This is a genomic window from Azorhizobium doebereinerae UFLA1-100 (assembly GCF_000473085.1).
Classification (GTDB): domain Bacteria; phylum Pseudomonadota; class Alphaproteobacteria; order Rhizobiales; family Xanthobacteraceae; genus Azorhizobium; species Azorhizobium doebereinerae.
On sequence record NZ_AXBA01000006.1, the window covers coordinates 78,413 to 96,770 of the forward strand.

Below are 18,358 nucleotides of genomic sequence, written 5' to 3' on the forward strand. Positions count from 1 at the left end.
GCGGGAGAGGGTGAAATCGGCGGGCGGGCGCCGGGTGGCGGGTCGTCCGTCCGGCGTCGGCGGACGTGACCGCGCGAACCCCTCAGAGCTTGCCGTCGGCCGCCAGCGCCATGTAGGTGTCGATGAAGCGCAGCTTCACGTTCTTGGCGTCGCCCAGCACCTTGCCGTCGGGCAAGGCGATGCCGATGGCGTCGGCGGATTTCGCGTTCTCGCCCAGCAGCTTCTTCTCGAACAGGAACTTGCGCACCCGGTCCATGGTGGTGCCGACGGCGGGGGACTTCACGAACGCCACCGCATCGGCCGCCTTGTCGAACAGCTTGGTGGCCTTGAGCTGGCTTTCGAAGCCGGCGAGATCGGTGCCCGACGCCTTGCCCATGGCGGCGCGCGCCGCCTTGCCCGCCTCGCTCTCGGCGGTCATCAGGGTGACGGTCTCGTACCAGATGCCGGCCAGCGCCTTGCCGAAGTCGGGATTGTCGGTGAGCGTCTGCGTATTGGCGACCATGAGGTCCATGATCTCGCCGGGGATCTTGGAGCTGTCGAACACGTTCTTGGCGCTCTTCTCGGCCAGGATCTCGGACACCAGCGGGTTCCAGGTGACGACCGCCGTCACCGCCTTGGTCTTGTAGGCGGCCACCATGTCGGCGTCGGAGGTGTTCACCACCTTCACGTCGCGCTCGGACAGCTTCACGCTCTCTAGCGCCCGCGCCAGCAGGTAATGCGAGACCGAGAATTCCACCAGATTGACCTTCTGGCCCTTGATGGCGGCCAGGCTGTCCTTGCCCTTCAGGATCACCGCGTCATTGCCGTTGGAGAAGTCGCCCATGATGACGGCGGAGGTGTCCACGCCGCCGGCGGCGGGCACGGAGAGGGCGTCCATATTGGTCACGGTCAGCGCGTCGAACGCGCCGGCGGTATATTGGTTGATGCTTTCGACATAATCGTTGAACTGCACCACGTCGATCTTGAGGCCGTATTTGTCGGCCCATTTCTTCACGATGCCATGGTCTGCGGCATAGCCCCAGGGCATCCAGCCCACATAGATCGACCAGGCGACCTTGAAGTCCTTCTTGGGCGCGGCCTGCGCGGGGGCGGCCAGCGGGCCGATGTTGAGCATCAGCGCAGCGGCGCCGGCAAGGCCGAGCAGCGCCGCGCGGCGGGCGAGCCGCGTTGAAGCGAGGGGCGAAGCAACGAGGCGTGAGGACAGAAGCGTCGCAATCGAGAAGCGCATAGTGTTCCCCTTGTTGAAAATCGGGGAATTGGCGGAGACTCGCGTGCCACCAATTCCTTGGCCACCGAGGTCTCCCGGGCTTTTATCCCGCCGTGCGCCCGGCCCGGATGTCTCCCGGGCCGGTGGCAGCTCTCGGACCAGCACGCCGCAACGGCGCCGGAACCCTAGCCACCAACTCTGGCCCTTAACTAGCAAGTGGTGTGCCACGGAAAAATGCTGGAGAATCAAGGGCAGGCAGGAGGTGTGCGGAGGGTCTTGCGCCCGCGTTGGCGGCAAACGGCGCCGAAATAGGCAAAAATGCCCTGCGTCCGCCATCTTGCATGCACGCCGCCGCAAAACTTGCCGGGCCTTGTCGCCGGCATTGGGTCGGGGGCCGTGCCGTCATGGGTATTCCCGGCCCCCCGCCCCTATTTCTCCGTCTCCGTCAGCCCGTCCACGAACAGGCGCTGCATGGCGAGGATCACCGCCACCGGCGGCAGCAAGGCGAGGATGGCGGTGCCCATCACCAGGTGCCAGACCGGGGCCTCCTGGTTCGCCGTGGCGGCGAGGCGCTGGATCGAGGTGACGATGGTGGCGTGGCTCGCCTCTGTCGTCACCATCAGCGGCCACAGATACTGGTTCCAGCCATAGATGAAGAGGATGACGAACAGCGCCGCGATGTTGGTGCGCGAGAGCGGCAGCAGGATGTGCCAGAAGAAGCGCATCGGCCCGGCCCCGTCCATCCTGGCCGCCTCCGTCATCTCGTCGGGAATGGTCATGAACACCTGCCGGAACAGGAAGGTGGCGGTGGCGCTGGCGATCAGCGGCAGGATCAGCCCGCCCGGCGTGTTCAAGAGCGCGAGGTCCGCCACCACCTTGTAGGTGGGCAGGATGCGCACCTCCACCGGCAGCATCAGGGTGATGAAGATCAGCCAGAAGGCCGTCACCCGGAACGGAAAGCGGAAATAGCTCACCGCGAAGGCCGACAGCAGGGAGATGGCGATCTTGCCCACGGCGATGCCCAGCGCCATGACGAAGCTGTTCCACAGCATGGGGCCGATGGGCGGGACCCCCGGCGGCGGCGCGCCGAGGCCGACCAGCGCGGCGTAATTGGCCGGCCCGTCCGGGCCCGGCAGGACGCCGATGCGCCCGCCCAGGAAATCGGCGCCCGGATGGGTGGAGGCGACGAAGGCCAGATAGACCGGCAGCACCATGACCGCGACGCCGAGGATGAGCACGCCGTGGGCGGCGAGCGTCAGCGCGCCGTCGCGCTCCACCATGCCGTCGCGCCGGGCCATCAATATTGCACCTTGCGCTCGATATGGCGGAATTGGAGCACGGTGAGCGCCGCCACGATGGCCAGCAGCACCACCGACTGGGCGGAGGACGAGCCCAGGTCCAGCCCTTCGAACCCGTCCTTGAACACCTTGTAGACCAAGGTGGTGGTCGCCCGCCCCGGCCCGCCGCCAGTGGTGGCGTGGATGATGCCGAAGGTGTCGAAGAAGGCATAGGTCACGTTCACCACCACCAGGAAGACGGTGGTGGGCGCCAGCAGCGGGAAGACGATGGCGGTGAAGCGCCGGACCGGCCCCGCCCCGTCCAGCGCCGCCGCCTCGATGAGGGGGCGGGGAATGGCGCGCAGACCGGCGTAGAAGAACAGCAGATTGTAGCTGACCTGCTTCCAGGCCGCCGCCAGCACCACCAGCAGCAGCGCCTGCCGGCCGTCGAGGAAGTGGTTCCAGGTGACGCCGAGGCCGCGCAGGGCGCGGGCGGCGACGCCGACATTGGGATCGAACATGAACCAGAACAGGATGGCGGCCACCGCCGGGGCCACCGCATAGGGCCAGATCAGCAGGGTGCGGTAGAGGCCGGCGAGGCGCCCGGCCTTCTCCGCCGCCAGCGCCAGCAGCAGGCCGAGGGCGAGCGAGAGGCCCGCCACCGCGCCGGAGAAGAGGAAAGTGACGCCCACCGCCTCCAGATAGGCCGGGTCGCGGGCCAAAGCGGCGAAATTCTCCAGGCCGACGAACTGCCGGGAGAGGCCGAAGGCATCCTCCGCATAGAGCGCGCCGAGAAGCGCTTCGCCCGCCGGCCAGAGGAAGAAGACGGCGGTGACGGCGAGCTGCGGCGCCAGCAGCAGGTAGGGCAGCACTTTGTTGGGGAAGGTGACGCGCTTGGCCTGCATGGCGCCTCGGGATCGGCGAAGGGACGGCGATCGGGCGGCCCGCTGATCGCTCGATCAGCGGGCCGGAGGGACTATGGGTTGGCCTTCTCGAACGCCAGCAGCAGCGTGTTGCCGCGCGCCTGGGCGTCATCCAGCGCCGCCTTGGCGGTCTTGCTGCCGGCAAGCGTCGCCTCCAGCTCCTCCTCGATCACGTCGCGGATCTGGGCGAACGAGCCGAAGCGCAGGCCCTTGGAATTCTCCGTCGGCGGGTTGAGCGTCATCTGCAGGATGGAGACGTCGGTGCCGGGGTTCTTGTCATAGAAGCCCTGGCTCTTGGAGAGGTGGTAGGCGGCTTCCGTGATCGGCAGGTAGCCGGTCTGCTGGTGCCACCAGGCCTGCACCTCGGGGCGCGAGAGATAGGTGAAGAATTTCGCCGCGCCCTTGTACTCCGCCTGCGGCCGGCCGGTGAGCACCCACAGGGTGGCGCCGCCGATGATCGAATTCTGCGGCGCGCCTTTCACATCCGGCCAATAGGGGATCATGCCGTATCCCAGATCGAATTTGGCATTGGCGAGAATCGCGGCGCGCGCGGCCGAGGAGCCGATGGACATGGCGCATTCGCCGGAGAAGAATTTCGGGTCCGCCTTCGCCTGGCGTCCGCCATAGTCGAAAAGCCTGGATTTCTGCCACTCCGCCAGCTTTTCCCAATGGTGTTGTACCAGGGTGTTCGAAATGGTGAGCTGTGTGTCCAAACCGCCCATTCCGTTCTGCTTCGTGCCGATGGGCACGTTATGGAAGGCGGAAAGGTTCTCCACATTCACCCAGGACGGCCATTGGGTGGTGAAGCCGCAGGGCACGCCGGAGGCCTGAAGCTTTTTCGCCATCGCCTCCAGTTCCGGCCAGGTCTTGGGCGGGACGGCGGGGTCGAGGCCGGCCTTCTGGAACAGATCCTTGTTGTAATAGAGGATCGTGGTGGAGGAATTGAACGGGAAGGACAGCAGATTGCCTTGGGTGTCCGAGTAATAGCCGGTCACGGCGGGCAGATAGGCCTTGGGAGCGAAGGGTTCGCCTTGCTCGGCCATCAGCTTGTACACGGGATAGACCGCGCCCTTGGCGGCCATCATGGTGGCGGTGCCGACCTCGAACACCTGGACGATGGCCGGCTGCTGCTTGGCCCGGAACGCGGCGATGGCCCCGGTCATGGTCTCCGGATAGGAGCCCTTGAATACCGGGACGATTTTGTATTCGCCTTGCGAGGCATTGAAATCGCTGGCGATTTTCTCCAGCTTCTCGCCCAGCGGCCCGGACATGGCGTGCCACCACTGGATCTCCACCTCGGCCCTGGCCTGCCCGGCCAGCAGGCCCAGCCCGAGCACCCCGGCCGCCAGCGCCCGTCCCGTCCTCGTCCACATGCCCATGTCCGCCTCCGGTCTGCCGCCGGCAGGGCCGGCTGTCTCCGGCGGAGGCTTGGGGGCTTTGCATGAAGGCGCCGTGACGACGCGATGACGGCCATGTGACCGCCGTACCGGAATGGCGAACAGCCTTGATCCGAAGCCGCTTAGCGCGTAACAAGCCCGCCCTTCGGAGATCCCCCATGGCGGCCTGCGGCCTCGATTTCGGTACGTCCAACACCACGCTCGGCGTGCCCACCGGCCAAGGCCCGGTGCTGGCGGCGCTGGAAGACGGGCGCGACACCGTGCCGAGCGCGGTCTTCTACGACCGCGCCGGCCATCCGCGCATCGGCCGCGCCGCCGTGAGGGCCTATGTGGAGGGCGAGGACGGCCGGCTGATGCGCGCGCTCAAATCCGTGCTCGGCACCGCCCTGCTGGACGAGAGCACGGCGGTCGGCCGGCGCCGGATTCCGTTCCGCGCGGTGATCGGCGACTTCATCGCCACCGTGAAGGCGCGCGCCGAGGCGGAGCGGAAAGCCGAATTGACCCAGGTGGTTATGGGCCGCCCGGTGTTCTTCGTGGACGAGGACCCGGCGGGCAACGCCAGGGCGCAGGAGGCGTTGGAGGAGATCGCGCGCGGCGCCGGTTTCGCCGACGTGACCTTCCAGTTCGAGCCCATCGCCGCCGCGCTCGACTATGAGCAGCAGGTCGGCCACGAGGAACTGGCGCTGATCGCCGACATCGGCGGCGGCACTTCGGATTTCTCCATCGTGCGCCTCGGCCCCGACCGCCGCCGGCTGCCGGACCGGGCCGGCGACATCCTGGCCAATGACGGGGTGCGCATCGGCGGCACCGACTTCGACCGCCAGCTCTCGCTGGGCGTGGTGATGCCGCTCCTGGGCTACCGCACCCCCATGAAGCAGCCGGGCCGCGACGTGCCGAGCGCCTATTATTTCGACCTCGCCACCTGGTCCGCCATCAACCGGCTCTACACGCCGAAGACGGTGCGCGAGATCATCGAGGTGCGGCGCGACGCGGCCGAGCCGGCCCGGCTGGAGCGCCTCATCAAGGTGATCGAGGAGCAGCGCGGCCATACGCTGGCCATCGCCACCGAGGGCGCCAAGATCGCGCTGGCGGAAGAAGGCGAAGCCCGGCTCGACCTCCAGGAAGTGGAGGCGGGGCTAGAGGCCGCGCTCGACCGCGACGGCCTGGAGAGCCACACCGCGACCCTGGCCGAGCGCATCGCCCGGCGCGTGGACGTGTGCCTCCAGCAGGCCGGCGTCCCGGCGGAGCGGATCGACGCGGTGTTCCTCACCGGCGGCTCCACCCGCCTTGCCCATGTGCGCGCGGCGATCCTCGCCTGCCTGCCGGCCGCCCGGGTGGTGGAGGGCGACACCTTCGGCTCGGTCGGCACCGGGCTGGCCCTGGAAGCGGCCCGGCGCTTCGCCTGACTATTGCTGCGCGGCGAGGAAGCTGCGGAAGCGGGCGAGGCTGAAGGCGAAGAACAGCCCGCCGATGGCCAGCGTCGCCAGGAAGCGCGGCCACACCACGTCGAACCCGGCGCCGCGATAGAGGATGGCCTGGGCGAAGGCGACGAAGTGCGTCGAGGGCGAGAATTGCGTCGCCCATTGCATCCACACCGGCATGCTCTCCAGCGGGGTGAAGCCGCCGGACAACAGGTTCATGGGCAGCACGGTGAGGATGAACAGCAGCCCGAGCTGCGGCATGGAACTGGACACCGTGCCGAGGAAGATGCCGAACGAGGCCGAGAAGAACAGATAGAAGGCCACCCCCAGCAGGAACAGCGGCACCGAGCCGGCGATCTGCATGCCCATGACGCCGCGCAGCACCGCCAGGATGGAGACCGCCGTCACCAGCAGGATGACCGCGCCATTGGCGATGATCTTGGCCAGCATGATCTCGGACGGGCGTACCGGCAGCACCAGCACGTGCTCCAGCGTGCCGTGCTCGCGCTCGCGGATCAGCGCCGCCCCCGCCAGCAGCACCGACAGCATGGTGATGTTGTTGATGAGGCCCATGGTGCCGGTGAACCAGGAGGATTCCAGCGTCTGGTTGAAGGCCGAGCGGATCTTCAGGTCCACCGGCGAGGGCGTGGTGTTGTCGGTGCGGTTGACGAAGCGCGCCACCTCCTGCTCGAAGATGGCGGAGATGTCGTTGGCGCCGAGCCCGGCCTGCATCAGCGCGGTGGCGTCGATGAGCAGTTGCACCGAGGGCGAGCGGCGGGCCAGCACGTCGGCCTCGAATTTCGGCGGGAAGTTCAGCACGAAGGTGTAGCGGGCGCGGTCCATGTCGCGGTCCACGTCGCCGGGGGCGAGCGCCACCGGCGTCTGGAAGCGCGGCGGCAGCAAGGCGTCGGCGATGGCATGCGACAGGGTGGAATTGTCCTCGTCCACCACGCCCACGGTGGCGCGGTTGAGATCGTGGCTCATGCCCTTGGCCTGCATGTAGATGGCCGCCGTGAAGGCATAGAGCACCAGCACCAGCATGGCCCGGTCGCGCCACAGGCTGATGAGTTCCTTGCGGATGAGGGAAGAGAGGGCGGCCCAGCTCATGTCAGGCCTCCTGTTTCCTGAGGAGAGCGTAGGCGATGAGCAGCAGCGCCGGCCAAAAAGCGAAGCAGGACACCGCGAACGGCACCAGCTCGGCGAAGTCCAGCCCCTTGGTGAAGGCCCCGACGCTGGCGCGCAGGAAATAGCTGGTGGGGAACAACGTGCCGAGCACCCACGCCCCGCCCTCCAGCGTCGCCACCGGCTGGAGCATGCCGGAGAACTGGGTGGCGGGCATCATGGTGGCGAGCGTGGTGGCGAACAGCGCCGAGACCTGGGTGCGGGTCAGGGTGGAGGAGACGAGGCCGATGGCGGTGGTGCCGAGCACATAGGCCACCGCCGCCAGCGAGAGGCCGAGGAAGCTGCCCTTCAGCGGCACGCCGAAGATGACCAGCGCCATCACCACCATGAGCAGGTAGTTGAAGCAGGCGAGGCCCACGTAGGGCAATTGCTTGCCCAGCAGGAATTCCAGCTTGGTGACCGGCGTGACGTAAAGGTTGGTGATCGAGCCCAGCTCCTTCTCCGTCACCACCCCGAGCGCGGTGAGCACGGAAGGAATGAACACCAGCATCAGCGCGATGACCGCCGGAACCATGGCCTCGATGCTGCGGAACGCCTGGTTGTAGCGGTAGCGCATGGCGAGGCTGGCGCTGGCGGTGGTGCTCTTGCCTGCCGCCGCCGCGGCCTCGGTGAGAAACTGGAGGTGCGCGCCCTGCACATAGCCGCGGATGGTCTCGGCGCGGAACGGCATGGCGCCGTCGATGGTGACCAGCACCTCGGTGGACCGGCCCGAGCGCAGGTCGGCGCCGAACTGGGGCGGGATCTCGATGGCGAAGGCGATGTCGTTGGACATCAGCCCCCGTTGCAGCGCGGCGGGGTCGGCCAGCGGCGCCTCCACCTGGAAATAGGTGGAGTGGGCGAAGGTGTCCGTATAGGCGCGGCTCTCCGGCGTCTGGTCGCGGTCCAGCACGGCGAAGCGCACATGGTCCACGTCGAGCGTGATGCCGTAGCCGAAGATCAGCATCAGCAGCGCCGTGCCCAGCAGCGCGAAGGTGAGGCGCACCGGGTCGCGGCGCAGCTCCGTGGTCTCGCGCCCCGCATAGGCGCTGAGGCGGCGCAGCGAGAAGGCGCCCTGCCGGCCCACCGCGTCGGCGGAGGGCGGCAGGCGGGGCGGCGCGGCGGTCGAGCGCCCGCCTTCCTCCATATAGGCGATGAACGCCTCTTCCAGCGTGGCCGCGTGCTTCTCGGCCTGGAGTTCGGCCGGGCTGCCGGTGGCGATCACCCGGCCGGCATGCATGAAGGAGATGCGGTCGCAGCGCGCCGCCTCGGCCATGAAATGGGTGGAGATGAAGATGGTGACCTTGTCCTCGCGCGACAGCCGCAGCAAGTGCGCCCAGAAGCCGTCGCGGGCCACCGGATCGACGCCGGAGGTGGGCTCGTCGAGGATCAGCACGTCCGGCTTGTGCAGCACCGCCACCGCCAGCGACAGCCGCTGGCGCACGCCGAGCGGCAGGCTCTCGGCCAGTTGGTCGAGCACCTCGCCGAGGTCGTAGTCGCGGGCCAGCTCGGCGATGCGCGCTTCGGCGGCTTCCGGCGCGAGGGCGAACAGGCGGGCGTGCAGGTCGAGGTTCTGGCGCACCGTGAGGTCGCCATAGAGCGAGAAGCTCTGCGACATGTAGCCGACGCGCCGGCGCGTCGCCATGTCGTCCGCCGCCACCGGGACGCCGAACAGCAGCGCCTCGCCGCTGGAGGCCGGCAGCAGGCCGGTGAGCATCTTCATGGTGGTGGACTTGCCGCAGCCGTTGGAGCCGAGGAAGCCGAAGATCTCGCCCTGGCGGATGGTGAAGTTCACCGCGTCCACCGCGATGAAATCGCCGAAGCGCCGGGTCAGGCCGCGCGATTCGATCGCCACCGGCGCGTCCGGGGCGATCTCCGCCCGCGCGGTGGGGGCGATGTCGCCGCCGCGCGCGTCCGGCGGCAGCAGGGCGATGAAGGCGCGCTCCAGGTCGGCCTCGCCAGTGCGGGCCAGCAGGTCGGCCGGCGCGCCGTCATCCAGGATCCTGCCGTCGTTCATCATCACCACGCGGGGAAAGCGCGCGGCTTCCTCCATGTCGGCGGTGGCCACCAGCATGGCGAGGCGGGGGCGGTCGGCGCGGATGGCGTCCACCAGTTCCCAGAACTGCTTGCGGGAGAGCGGATCGACGCCGGTGGTCGGCTCGTCCAGCAGCAGGAGGTCGGGCTCGTGCACCAGCGCGCAGCACAGGCCGAGCTTCTGCTTCATGCCGCCGGAGAGCTTGCGCATCAGCCGGTCGGCGAACGGGGCGAGGCCCACCGCCTCCAGCAGCGGCGCCATGCGCGCGCCGGCCGCCTTGGCGTCGGCGCCGAACAGGCGGGCGAAGAAGGCGATGTTCTCCCGTACCGTGAGGCCGGGATAGAGGTTCTTGCCCAGGCCCTGCGGCATGAAGGCGATGCGCGGCTGCACGCTTTCCCGGGCGCGGGTGGAGGCCAGATCGGCGCCGAGCGCCTCGACCCGCCCCTCCTGGATGCGCTTGGCGCCGGCGATCAGCGCCAGCAGGGTGGACTTGCCCACCCCGTCCGGCCCCACCAGCGCCATGGCGCCGCCGGCCTCCAGCGCGAGGTCCACCTTGTCCACCGCCAGCACCCCGCCGTAACGATGGGTGATGCCGGACATCCGGAAGCCGCCGCCCGCCGCTTCCGTCTCCGTCTCGCTCATTGCGCGGGCCGGGTCAGGTCGGATTCGAGCCAGCCGGGCCAGGCCGTCTTCGGGTCGGTGCGCACATAAGCGACGCCGGTGACGCCGGTCTTCACCTGCTCGATGTAGCGCTGCACCAAGTCGCTCGGGATGCGCACCTTGGCGCGGAACATCATCCGGTCGCGCTCGCTCTGGGTCTCCACCTGCTTGGGGGTGAATTGCGCGCGGGCGGAGATGAATGACACCTTGGCCGGGATGGCGATGTCCGGGATCGGCTCCAGCAGCAGCCGGGCGTCGGCGCCGACCGCCAGTTGCCCGGCCAGTGAGGCGGGCAGGAACACGGTCATGTACACGTCGGACAGATCGAGCAGCGTCAGCACCTTGCCGCCGGCGGAGAGCACCTCGCCCGGCTCGGCGAGGCGGTAGAGCACGCGGCCGGAGCGGGGCGCGATCAAGGTTCCGTCCACCACCTGGCGGGTCAGGCGGTCCTCTTCCGCCTTGGCCGAGCGGATGGCGGCCTCATAGGCGTCCACGGCGCTCATGGCGGCGTTCAGCGCCGCCTCGGCGGTGACCTTGGCGGTGCGTTCCTGGTCCACCTTCTGCTGGGTGGCGAAGCCCTTGGCGAGCAGGGTCTCGTCGCGCTGCAATTCCTTGATCGCGAGGTCGAGCTCGCCCTGGCGCTGCTCCACCACGTGCTTGGCCTGCTCGTAGGAGCGCTGGGCCTGCTCGGCCTGGGCATGGGCGCTGCGCAGCGAGGCCTCGGTCTCCTGCACGTCCATCTGCGCCACCACCTGGCCCTGGCGCACGAAATCGCCTTCCTCCGCATTCACCTCGGCGACGCGCCCGGCATTCTTCGCCGCCACGTCCACCTCGGTCGCTTCGAGCCGGCCATTGGCCGCCACGATGCCGGCGGGCAGCACCTGGCGGTGGCTGTAGACGTAATATCCGCCGCCTCCCGCCGCTGCGAGGACAAGGACGAGGCCGGCGATCAGCCAGAAGCGGCGTGTCATGCGGAAGGCTCCAGGGCGGCTGGCGCGGTTTCGGGGGCAAGGCAGGTCTGGAACAACTGGTCGATGCGCGTGGCCAGCGTGGAATGCTCCACCCCGGCCAAGGCGGACATGCCCATGACGTTGCGCATCACGGCGATGCCGAGGCTACAGGCGGCGAGCAGCGCCGCGCGCTGCTGCGCCTCGGCCTCGGAGACGCTGGCCTGCCCGCTCCGGGCGACCTGCGCCGCCGGGGCGAGGAAGGCCTCCTCCGTCCAGGCCCGCAGCACCGGCGCGGCGTGGGGATCTGAGACGGAGCGCACCAGCATCTGCAGCGGGTCGCCGCCCTCCTGCATGGCGGTGGACAGGAGGTGCGCGGTGATCTCGTGCGCCAGCTCGGGGGGATTGGAGGCGGTCCACGGCCATTCGCCGAAGGCGCGCCGCACGCAGGCGGCGAACAGCGCCTCCTTGGAGCCGAACATGCGGTGGACGCGGGCCACGTCCAGCCCGGCATCGGCCGCGATGTGCCGCAGACCCACATGCTCGTAGCACTGGGTGGAAAAGCGCCGCGTGGCGGCGGCCAGCGCCAGCTCGCGCGCCGCTTCGCCACGCCGTGCCGGAGGAGATGGTTCGGTCATTGGCTCCTGCCCTTGCTCCGCGCCCGAGGCGCAACGGTGGGAGCACTAGAGCGGTGCAGTGCACAACAGTCGTTGAGGGAAATCAAGGGTTTCAAGGGCTTCGACCAAGGTCGGGGGGGCCTGGGGAGCGGCCCGGCGCGGGCCTCGCGCTGGGGCAGGGGCCGGTCAAGGTTTGCCACCGCGTGACCGGCTTCCGATAGTTGAGGACCGATTCGGAGACCCGGAGAAACGGCATGAAAGTGGGCATCATCGGCTTCGGCGCCATCGGCGGCACGCTGCTCCACGCCCTCCGGGCGGAGCCGCCCGGCGCCGCAGAGGTGGTGGGCGTGCTGGTGCGTGGGTCCGGGGTGGCGCGCGCCCGTGCCGCACTGCCACCGGAGGTGGCGGTCACCAGCGATGCCGCCGCCTTCCTGGCGCTCAGGCCGCAGGTGGTGGCCGAGTGCGCCGGCCACGCCGGCCTTGCCGCCCACGGGCCACAGGTCCTGGAAGCGGGGTGCGACCTCGTGGTCGCCTCGGTTGGGGCGCTGGCGGACCCCGCGCTCGAAGCCGCCTTGCATGCCGCTGCGGCACGGGGCGGGCGCATCGTCATCCCCGCCGGCGCCGTGGGCGGGCTGGATGCCCTTGGCGCCGCCCGCCGCGCCGGGCTGGAGCGGGTGCGCTACGTGGCGCGCAAGGCGCCGGCCGCCTGGATGGGCACGGCGGCGGAGCGGGTGGTCGATCTCTCTGCCGTGCGCGCGCCCATGGTCGTGTTCGCCGGCACCGCGCGGGCGGCGGCGTTGGCCTTTCCGCAGAATGCCAATGTGGTCGCTGCCGTGGCCCTGGCGGGCCTCGGGTTCGAGCGCACCGAGGTCAAGCTCATGGCCGACCCGCAGGCCACAGGAAACCGCCATCTGGTGGAGGCGGAAGGCGCGTTCGGCAGCCTGTCCGTGGCGGTGGAGGGGCGCACCCTGCCGGACAATCCCAAGACCTCCATGCTGGCGCCCTACAGCCTCGCCCGCGCGGTGCTCAATCTCGGCGCGCGGCTGGTGGTCTGACCTCAGCTCAGCGGGGCGACAGCACGTCGCCCTCCGGCACGATGGCCTGGGGCAGCAGGAACGGGCCGTTCGGCACCGCATTGACGCGGGCGGCGATGCGGAAGGCGGAGGCCAGGGTCGCGTCGGTCATCACCGCGGCGGGCGGGCCGCCGGCCACCAGTTCGCCGGCCACCAGCACCACCATGCGGTCCGCCGCCATGGCCGCGAGGTTGAGGTCGTGCAGCACCGCCAGCACCGCGCCGCCCGCCGCCGCATGGGCGCGGGCCTCGCGCAGCACCAGCAATTGGTGGGCGAGGTCGAGGCTGGCGGTGGGCTCGTCCAGCAGCAGATAGCGCGGCTTGTCCGGGTCCATCACCTCCACCTGGGCGAGGGCCCGGGCGAGTTGCACCCGCTGGCGCTCGCCGCCGGACAGGCTGTCGTAGGACCGCCCGGCGAAGTCCGGCAGGTCCACCCGCTCCAGCAGGCGGGCGATGCGCGCCTCGGTGCCGGGCTGTGAGCCGAGCAGGCCGATGCGCACCACCTCGTCCACGCGGAAGGCGAAGGCGACCTCGGCGGATTGCGGCAGCACCGCCCGCCGCCGCGCCAGGACGGCGGGGGACAGGCGCCGGATGTCGGTGCCGTCGAGGGTCGCTCGACCGCTGGTGGGCGCCGTCTCCCCGGCGATCAGCTTCAGCAGGCTGGACTTGCCCGCGCCGTTGGGGCCGACCAGCACGGTGACGGTGCCGGGCTCCAGGGTGAGCGAGACGTCGCGCACCAGCGCGCGCCCGTTGAGCGTCAGGCCGATCGCTTCGGCGGTATACATGGCTCTATCCGATGAGGCGGCGGCGCAGCAGCAGCCAGAGGAAGAAGGGCGCGCCCACCAGCGCGGTGACGACGCCGAGCGGCAGCTCGGCCGGCGCGGCCAGCATGCGGGCGCAGATGTCGGCGGCCAGCAGCACGGCGGCGCCGAGCAAAGCGGAGGCCGGCAGCAGCACCCGGTGGCCGGGGCCGAGCCACATGCGCACCAGATGCGGCACCACGAGGCCGACGAAGCCGATCACCCCGGCGGCGGCGACGCAGGCCCCGACCCCGGCGGCGACGGCGAGGATGGCGAGCCGCTTCAGCCGCTCCACCGGCACGCCCACATGGAAGGCTTCCGCCTCGCCCAGCGCCAAAGCGTCGAGCCCGCGGGCAAGGAACGGCCCGCCGATCAGCAGGGCGCCGACGAAGGGCGCCACCAGCGCCACTTTCGGCCAGGTGGCGCCGCCCAGGCTGCCCAGCGTCCAGAAGATGAACTCCCGCGACTGCTGCTCGCTGGAGATGAACACCAGGAGGCCGGTGCCGGCGCTGGCCAGCGCGCCGAGGGCGAGGCCGGAGAACAGGAGGGTGGCCACCGACATGGTGCCGTCGCGCATGGCGAGCCGGGCGATGACGAGCGTGGTGGCAAGGCTGCCGGCGAAGGCGGCGAGCGGCAGGCCGAGGGTCTGGAGCGCGGCCGGCAGCAGTTCCAGCGCCGGCGCGCCGAGCACGATGAAGGCCACCGCCGCCAGCGCGGCACCGGGCGCCACCCCCACCAGGCCCGGATCGGCCAGCGGGTTGCGGAACACGCCCTGCATCACCGCGCCGGCGAGCGCGGTGCCGGCGCCGGTGAGCAGGCCGAGCACCGCGCGGGGCAGGCGGATGTCCAGCACCACCATGCGCTCGCGCAATGCAGTGCCGATCTCGTCCGTGGGCGCGGAGAAGGCGTCGGCGAGGATGGCGAGGACATGGGTCGGGGCAATGGTCACCGGCCCGATGGCCAGCGCGCCCACAAAGGCGAGGGCGGCGAGGGTCGCGCAGGCGGCGATGCCGACCACGGCCGCCGGGCGGCCGGCGGCCCGGCGGGAGACCCGTACCCCGGGCGCGGCGGCCACGGTCATGGATTGGGCTCGCTCGACCAGGAGTGCGCCGGCAGCGGCGCGAGGCGGGCGTTGCCGCGCACGGCGAGGGCGAGGTCGCGGGCCGCCTGCGGCGTGCGCGGCCCGAAGCCCAGCAGATAGGAGCCGGGCAGGGTGACCAGGCGCTTGTCCTTGGCGGCGGGCGAGGCCTTGAAGGCGGGCAGGGAGAAGATGAGGTCGGCCGGCAGCGCCTGGCCGCCGCCGCTCATCACCACGATGGCCTCGGGCGCGGCGGTGAGCAGGACCTCGTCGCCGGCGGGCTTGTAGCCCTTCACGCCGGAAACCGCATTCTCGATGCCGGCGAGGCGGAACATGGCGTCCGCGCCGGTGCCGCTGCCGCCCACCACCGGGCTGCCGCCGGCGGCGGAGAGCACGAACACCGCTTTGGGCCGCCGCCGCAGGGTGGCGACCTCCTTGGCGAGCTGGGTGAAGTCCGCCTTCACCTCGGCGGCGAGGTCGGCGCCCTTGCGCGGAATGCCCACCGCCGCGGCCACCATCTCGATCTTGCGGATGACGCCCTCGGCCGAGTGGCCGTCGGGCACGATCACCACCGGCACGGAGGAATGCTCCAGCACCTCGATGGCCTCGCGCGGGCCGGCGCCCTCGATGGCGATGATCAGGCTGGGGGTCTTGGACAGCACGCCCTCCGGCGACAGGGCGCGGGAATAGCCGACGTTGGGCAGCTTGCGCGCGGCCTCCGGATAGGTGCTGGTCTGGTCCACCGCCACCACCCGCTCGCCGACCCCGAGGGCGAACAGGATCTCGGTGACCGCGCTGCCGATGGCGACGATGTGCGCCGTGTCACGCACCTCGACGAGGCGGCCGGTGGCGTCGCGCACGTGATGCGCGGCCGCCGGTGTCGCGAGGCCGGGCGCCAGCAGCAGGGCCGAGGCCAGCAGGGCAAGAGCTGCGCGCCGGGCGGCCTTGCGCGCGGGGTGCGCGCTCATCGAGCCACGGTTGGACGTTAGTTCTTGGCCCATATTTGAATTCTTCCAGTTCTGTTCCGGCCGTCGCCGGATGCCTACTGTTAAGACTGTCGAGTTGTTTTGTCACCCAAGCAAGCTTAGAACTAATCAACTTGACCATTGGTCAGGTGCGCGATAGCTGATGTTACAGCGCAGCTTGAACGTCGCTTCGGGCGCGCCGTCACAGCTTCTGTTTCTCCACAGAAGATGCTCGGGCCGGAGGATCGATCCTCCTGCCGGATGTGCCTCGCGTCCATTTGAAACCCTCGCGTGCCCCGCGCGAGGGTGATCCTCATATGCCCGCCAAGCCCGCTTCCGGGTGGTAGCCAGCCGTTCAGCCCTGGAGGTCTTCATGGCTCCCCCGTTCCCGGGTGCGTCCGCGCGCCTGCGCGTCTCAATGCCGATGTCCGGCTGTTCGTCCACGTCCCGCCGCATCCATCATAGCATCCGGGCGCTCGATGGTGTGGCCGGCGTCGCGCTGCTCGCCTGCGGCGTGCTGTGGGCGGGAAGCGGCCCGGCGCTGGCCCAGTCCGCCGCCGCGTCGGGACCCGCGGCGGCTGCCGGCTGGCCGGCCGCCTCCGCGCCGGCCATGACAACGGGCGAAGGCGGCGAAATTGCGCTGGATGCGGTCACGGTGGTGGCCACCTACACGCCGATCCAGACCATCGACGCGCTCGCCGGCGTCAGCGCCGTGCGCGCCGAGACGCTGGAGCAATGGCTGCCCGACCGCACCGCCGACGTGTTCTGGGGCATGCCGGGCGTGACCGCCATCCAGAACGGCAACAGCACCCAGACCTCGGTGAACATCCGCGGCTTGCAGGACTTCGGCCGCGTCGCGGTGATCCTGGACGGGGCGCGGCAGAACTTCACCCAGCTCGGCCACGCCAATTCCGCCGGCTCCTTCTTCGTCGAGCCCGGCCTGCTGGCGGGCGTGGACGTGATCCGCGGCCCGGTCTCCAACATCTACGGCTCCGGCGCCATCGGCGGCGTCGTCACCATGCGCACCAAGGATACCAACGACATTCTCAAGCCCGGCCAGACCTGGGGCGTGGAGGGTACCGGCGAGATGGGCTCGAACGGCCCCATGGGGTTCGGCTCGGCCTTCGGCGCGGCGCGCGTCGGGCAGAATGTGGACCTGTTCTGGGGCGGCACCTACCGCAGCCAGTCGGACTATGCCGACGGCAATGGCGACACCGTGCCCGGCACGGGCGCCACCACCTGGACCGGCATCGCCAAGGCCACCATCCGCCCGGCGGACTTCCACGAGGTGAAGCTCACTGCCCTCAATTACGACAGTTCCTACACCACCAGCACCGCCAGCGTGCTGACCACGCCCACCACCAGCCAGTACGGCACCGACATCACCAACCGCACGCTGACCGCCAGCTACAATTACGCCAACCCGGATGACAATCTGTTCGACTGGCGCAGCACGGTCTACTGGAACCAGGTGCAGCAGGATCAGGTGAAGGTGTCGGGCACCGCCTCCACCATCACCGGCGCCGTCGGCAACCCGCGCAGCTTCACCATCGAGACCACCGGCTTCGATGCCAACAACACCACCCGCTTCGCCCTTGGCGCGGTGCGCAACGCGGTGACCATCGGCGGCGACTATTTCCACGACGACGTGTCGAACGTGGACAATTACGGCTTCGCCGACGGCTACAACCCCTCCGGCACGCGCGGCGTGGGCGGCGCCTTCGTGCAGTGGCAGGCCAATTATTCCACCTGGCTCGAAGTCATCGGCGCGGTGCGCTACGACACCTACACGCTGAACGGCGACGACGTGTCCAACAGCGGCGACCGCTTCTCGCCGAAGATCACGGTGGGCCTCACGCCGATCCCGTGGTTCACGCTCTACGGCACCTATGCGGAGGGCTACCGCGCGCCGGCGGTCACCGAGACGCTGGTGTCCGGCGCGCATCCGCCCTCCATCCCCATCGTCACCTGCCCGGACGGCAGCGTCGGCACCTTCTGCTTCATGCCCAACGCCAACCTCAATCCGGAGGTGGGCAAGAACAAGGAAGTGGGCGTCAACGTGAAGTTCGACGACCTGCTGACCAAGGGCGACAAGATCCGCCTCAAGGCGGATGTCTACCGCAACGACGTGAGCGACTTCATCGAGCTGGTGCAGTACGGCACGACGCGCTACGGCACGACGGCCTATGCCCAATACCAGAACGTCTCCTCCGCGCGCCTCCAGGGCTTCGAACTGGAGAGCATGTATGACGCCAAGGTGTGGTTCGCCGGCCTGTCGGCGACGATCAGCGAGGGCAAGAACACCGAGGACGACCAGCCGCTCTCCAGCATCCAGCCGGACAATGTGGCGGCGACGGTCGGCCTGCGCTCGCCGGACCAGAAGCTCACCCTGTCGCTGCGCTGGCAGTGGGTGGCGGCGGTGACCGAGGCGGACCTGCCGTCCACCTCGGTCTATGATCCGACCCCGAGCTTCAATCTCGTGAATGTCTATCTCGGCTACCAGCCGAGCGAGAACGTGCTGGCCTCGCTCAGCGTCGAGAACCTGCTGAACGAGCAGTACACCCAATACCAGCAGTTCCTGCCGAGCGCGGGGCTGACGGTGAAGGGGGCGGTGACCATCCGCTTCGGCGGCGGCGAGATGGCGGCGGCGACGCCGGCCCGGATCACCAAATAGCCGGAACCCGGCACCGCCGGGGCCAGTCCCGTACCGCAGGGCGGATCAGTCGCGCCTCCCGGACTGCCGTCCGGGCGGCGCTGCCCCCATTTCAGGGCCGGTTCCGTCTAGGATGGAGCCGACCCGC

Annotated in this window: 14 protein-coding genes and 1 riboswitch; of the genes, 3 read left to right on the forward strand and 11 right to left on the reverse strand. The window is 69.8% G+C overall.

What is annotated here, in order from left to right; translation table 11 throughout:
- Positions 1–82: 82 nt before the first annotated feature.
- From YU1_RS0107655 to ugpB, 4 genes are all read right to left on the reverse strand, one after another.
- Positions 83–1,114 carry a putative urea ABC transporter substrate-binding protein gene (locus YU1_RS0107655; protein ID WP_051356631.1) on the reverse strand — a complete coding sequence of 344 codons (1,032 nt, stop codon included), beginning with the start codon at positions 1,112–1,114 and terminating at the stop codon, positions 83–85.
- 183 nt (positions 1,115–1,297) lie between these two features.
- A riboswitch (guanidine-I (ykkC/yxkD leader) is annotated at positions 1,298–1,407 on the reverse strand.
- A gap of 228 nt (positions 1,408–1,635) precedes the next feature.
- The gene (gene ugpE, locus YU1_RS0107660) at positions 1,636–2,487 is read right to left on the reverse strand and encodes a sn-glycerol-3-phosphate ABC transporter permease UgpE (RefSeq protein WP_029003570.1); all 852 of its coding nucleotides are present in this window, start codon (positions 2,485–2,487) and stop codon (positions 1,636–1,638) included.
- Between the two features lie 17 nt (positions 2,488–2,504).
- Entirely contained in the window at positions 2,505–3,389 is an 885-nt protein-coding gene (gene ugpA / locus YU1_RS0107665) for a sn-glycerol-3-phosphate ABC transporter permease UgpA (protein ID WP_029003571.1), read from the reverse strand.
- 71 nt (positions 3,390–3,460) lie between these two features.
- Positions 3,461–4,780, reverse strand: coding sequence for a sn-glycerol-3-phosphate ABC transporter substrate-binding protein UgpB (ugpB, locus tag YU1_RS0107670; RefSeq protein WP_051356632.1), 1,320 nt, complete (start codon positions 4,778–4,780; stop codon positions 3,461–3,463).
- A 182-nt stretch (positions 4,781–4,962) separates the two neighbouring features.
- Here ugpB and YU1_RS0107675 point away from each other — a divergent pair, with 182 nt between their 5' ends.
- Positions 4,963–6,210, forward strand: coding sequence for an Hsp70 family protein (locus YU1_RS0107675; protein WP_029003573.1), 1,248 nt, complete (start codon positions 4,963–4,965; stop codon positions 6,208–6,210).
- On the opposite strand, the gene YU1_RS0107680 is transcribed toward YU1_RS0107675, so the two are convergent.
- From YU1_RS0107680 to YU1_RS28470, 4 genes are read right to left on the reverse strand one after another with little or no spacing between them, the layout of a single operon-like run.
- Positions 6,211–7,332, reverse strand: coding sequence for an ABC transporter permease (locus YU1_RS0107680; RefSeq protein ID WP_029003574.1), 1,122 nt, complete (start codon positions 7,330–7,332; stop codon positions 6,211–6,213).
- A gap of 1 nt (position 7,333) precedes the next feature.
- Positions 7,334–10,060 (reverse strand): ribosome-associated ATPase/putative transporter RbbA, encoded by a 2,727-nt coding sequence (rbbA, locus tag YU1_RS0107685; protein WP_051356607.1) that lies wholly within the window; start codon positions 10,058–10,060, stop codon positions 7,334–7,336.
- A complete protein-coding gene (locus tag YU1_RS0107690; RefSeq protein ID WP_029003576.1) occupies positions 10,057–11,049 on the reverse strand; it encodes an HlyD family secretion protein in 993 nt (330 codons plus the stop codon). The genes rbbA and YU1_RS0107690 overlap by 4 nt, the downstream gene beginning before the upstream one ends.
- Complete coding sequence (locus tag YU1_RS28470; protein ID WP_051356608.1) at positions 11,046–11,663, reverse strand: TetR/AcrR family transcriptional regulator; 618 nt, start codon at positions 11,661–11,663, stop codon at positions 11,046–11,048. Before YU1_RS28470 ends, YU1_RS0107690 begins: the two co-directional genes overlap by 4 nt.
- A 233-nt stretch (positions 11,664–11,896) precedes the next feature.
- Between YU1_RS28470 and YU1_RS0107700 the strand changes: the two genes are divergently transcribed.
- Positions 11,897–12,697: an aspartate dehydrogenase gene (locus YU1_RS0107700; protein WP_029003577.1), complete on the forward strand. Its 801-nt coding sequence runs from the start codon at positions 11,897–11,899 to the stop codon at positions 12,695–12,697.
- 7 nt (positions 12,698–12,704) lie between these two features.
- Here the strand turns inward: YU1_RS0107700 and YU1_RS0107705 are convergent, their stop codons facing one another.
- Genes YU1_RS0107705 through YU1_RS28475 form a run of 3 tightly spaced genes read right to left on the reverse strand, consistent with a single transcriptional unit; the run spans position 12,705 to position 15,560 of the window.
- On the reverse strand, positions 12,705–13,499 hold the full coding sequence (locus YU1_RS0107705; protein ID WP_029003578.1) for a heme ABC transporter ATP-binding protein: 795 nt from the start codon (positions 13,497–13,499) through the stop codon (positions 12,705–12,707).
- Positions 13,500–13,503: 4 nt separating this feature from the next.
- Positions 13,504–14,595, reverse strand: coding sequence for a FecCD family ABC transporter permease (locus YU1_RS0107710; RefSeq protein ID WP_029003579.1), 1,092 nt, complete (start codon positions 14,593–14,595; stop codon positions 13,504–13,506).
- Entirely contained in the window at positions 14,592–15,560 is a 969-nt protein-coding gene (locus YU1_RS28475; RefSeq protein ID WP_035714397.1) for a heme/hemin ABC transporter substrate-binding protein, read from the reverse strand. The genes YU1_RS0107710 and YU1_RS28475 overlap by 4 nt, the downstream gene beginning before the upstream one ends.
- Positions 15,561–16,041: 481 nt before the next feature.
- Here YU1_RS28475 and YU1_RS28480 point away from each other — a divergent pair, with 481 nt between their 5' ends.
- On the forward strand, positions 16,042–18,231 hold the full coding sequence (locus YU1_RS28480) for a TonB-dependent hemoglobin/transferrin/lactoferrin family receptor (RefSeq protein ID WP_245263258.1): 2,190 nt from the start codon (positions 16,042–16,044) through the stop codon (positions 18,229–18,231).
- Positions 18,232–18,358: the final 127 nt, after the last annotated feature.

Bases quoted from the DNA above. Each gene is read 5' to 3' on its own strand.
- YU1_RS0107655 (WP_051356631.1), bottom strand. From the start codon at position 1,114: ATGCTCAACATCGGCCCGCTGGCCGCCCCCGCGCAGGCCGCGCCCAAG.
- ugpE (WP_029003570.1), bottom strand. From the start codon at position 2,487: ATGGTGGAGCGCGACGGCGCGCTGACGCTCGCCGCCCACGGCGTGCTC.
- ugpA (WP_029003571.1), bottom strand. From the start codon at position 3,389: ATGCAGGCCAAGCGCGTCACCTTCCCCAACAAAGTGCTGCCCTACCTG.
- ugpB (WP_051356632.1), bottom strand. From the start codon at position 4,780: ATGTGGACGAGGACGGGACGGGCGCTGGCGGCCGGGGTGCTCGGGCTG.
- YU1_RS0107675 (WP_029003573.1), top strand. From the start codon at position 4,963: ATGGCGGCCTGCGGCCTCGATTTCGGTACGTCCAACACCACGCTCGGC.
- YU1_RS0107680 (WP_029003574.1), bottom strand. From the start codon at position 7,332: ATGAGCTGGGCCGCCCTCTCTTCCCTCATCCGCAAGGAACTCATCAGC.
- rbbA (WP_051356607.1), bottom strand. From the start codon at position 10,060: ATGAGCGAGACGGAGACGGAAGCGGCGGGCGGCGGCTTCCGGATGTCC.
- YU1_RS0107690 (WP_029003576.1), bottom strand. From the start codon at position 11,049: ATGACACGCCGCTTCTGGCTGATCGCCGGCCTCGTCCTTGTCCTCGCA.
- YU1_RS28470 (WP_051356608.1), bottom strand. From the start codon at position 11,663: ATGACCGAACCATCTCCTCCGGCACGGCGTGGCGAAGCGGCGCGCGAG.
- YU1_RS0107700 (WP_029003577.1), top strand. From the start codon at position 11,897: ATGAAAGTGGGCATCATCGGCTTCGGCGCCATCGGCGGCACGCTGCTC.
- YU1_RS0107705 (WP_029003578.1), bottom strand. From the start codon at position 13,499: ATGTATACCGCCGAAGCGATCGGCCTGACGCTCAACGGGCGCGCGCTG.
- YU1_RS0107710 (WP_029003579.1), bottom strand. From the start codon at position 14,595: ATGACCGTGGCCGCCGCGCCCGGGGTACGGGTCTCCCGCCGGGCCGCC.
- YU1_RS28475 (WP_035714397.1), bottom strand. From the start codon at position 15,560: ATGAGCGCGCACCCCGCGCGCAAGGCCGCCCGGCGCGCAGCTCTTGCC.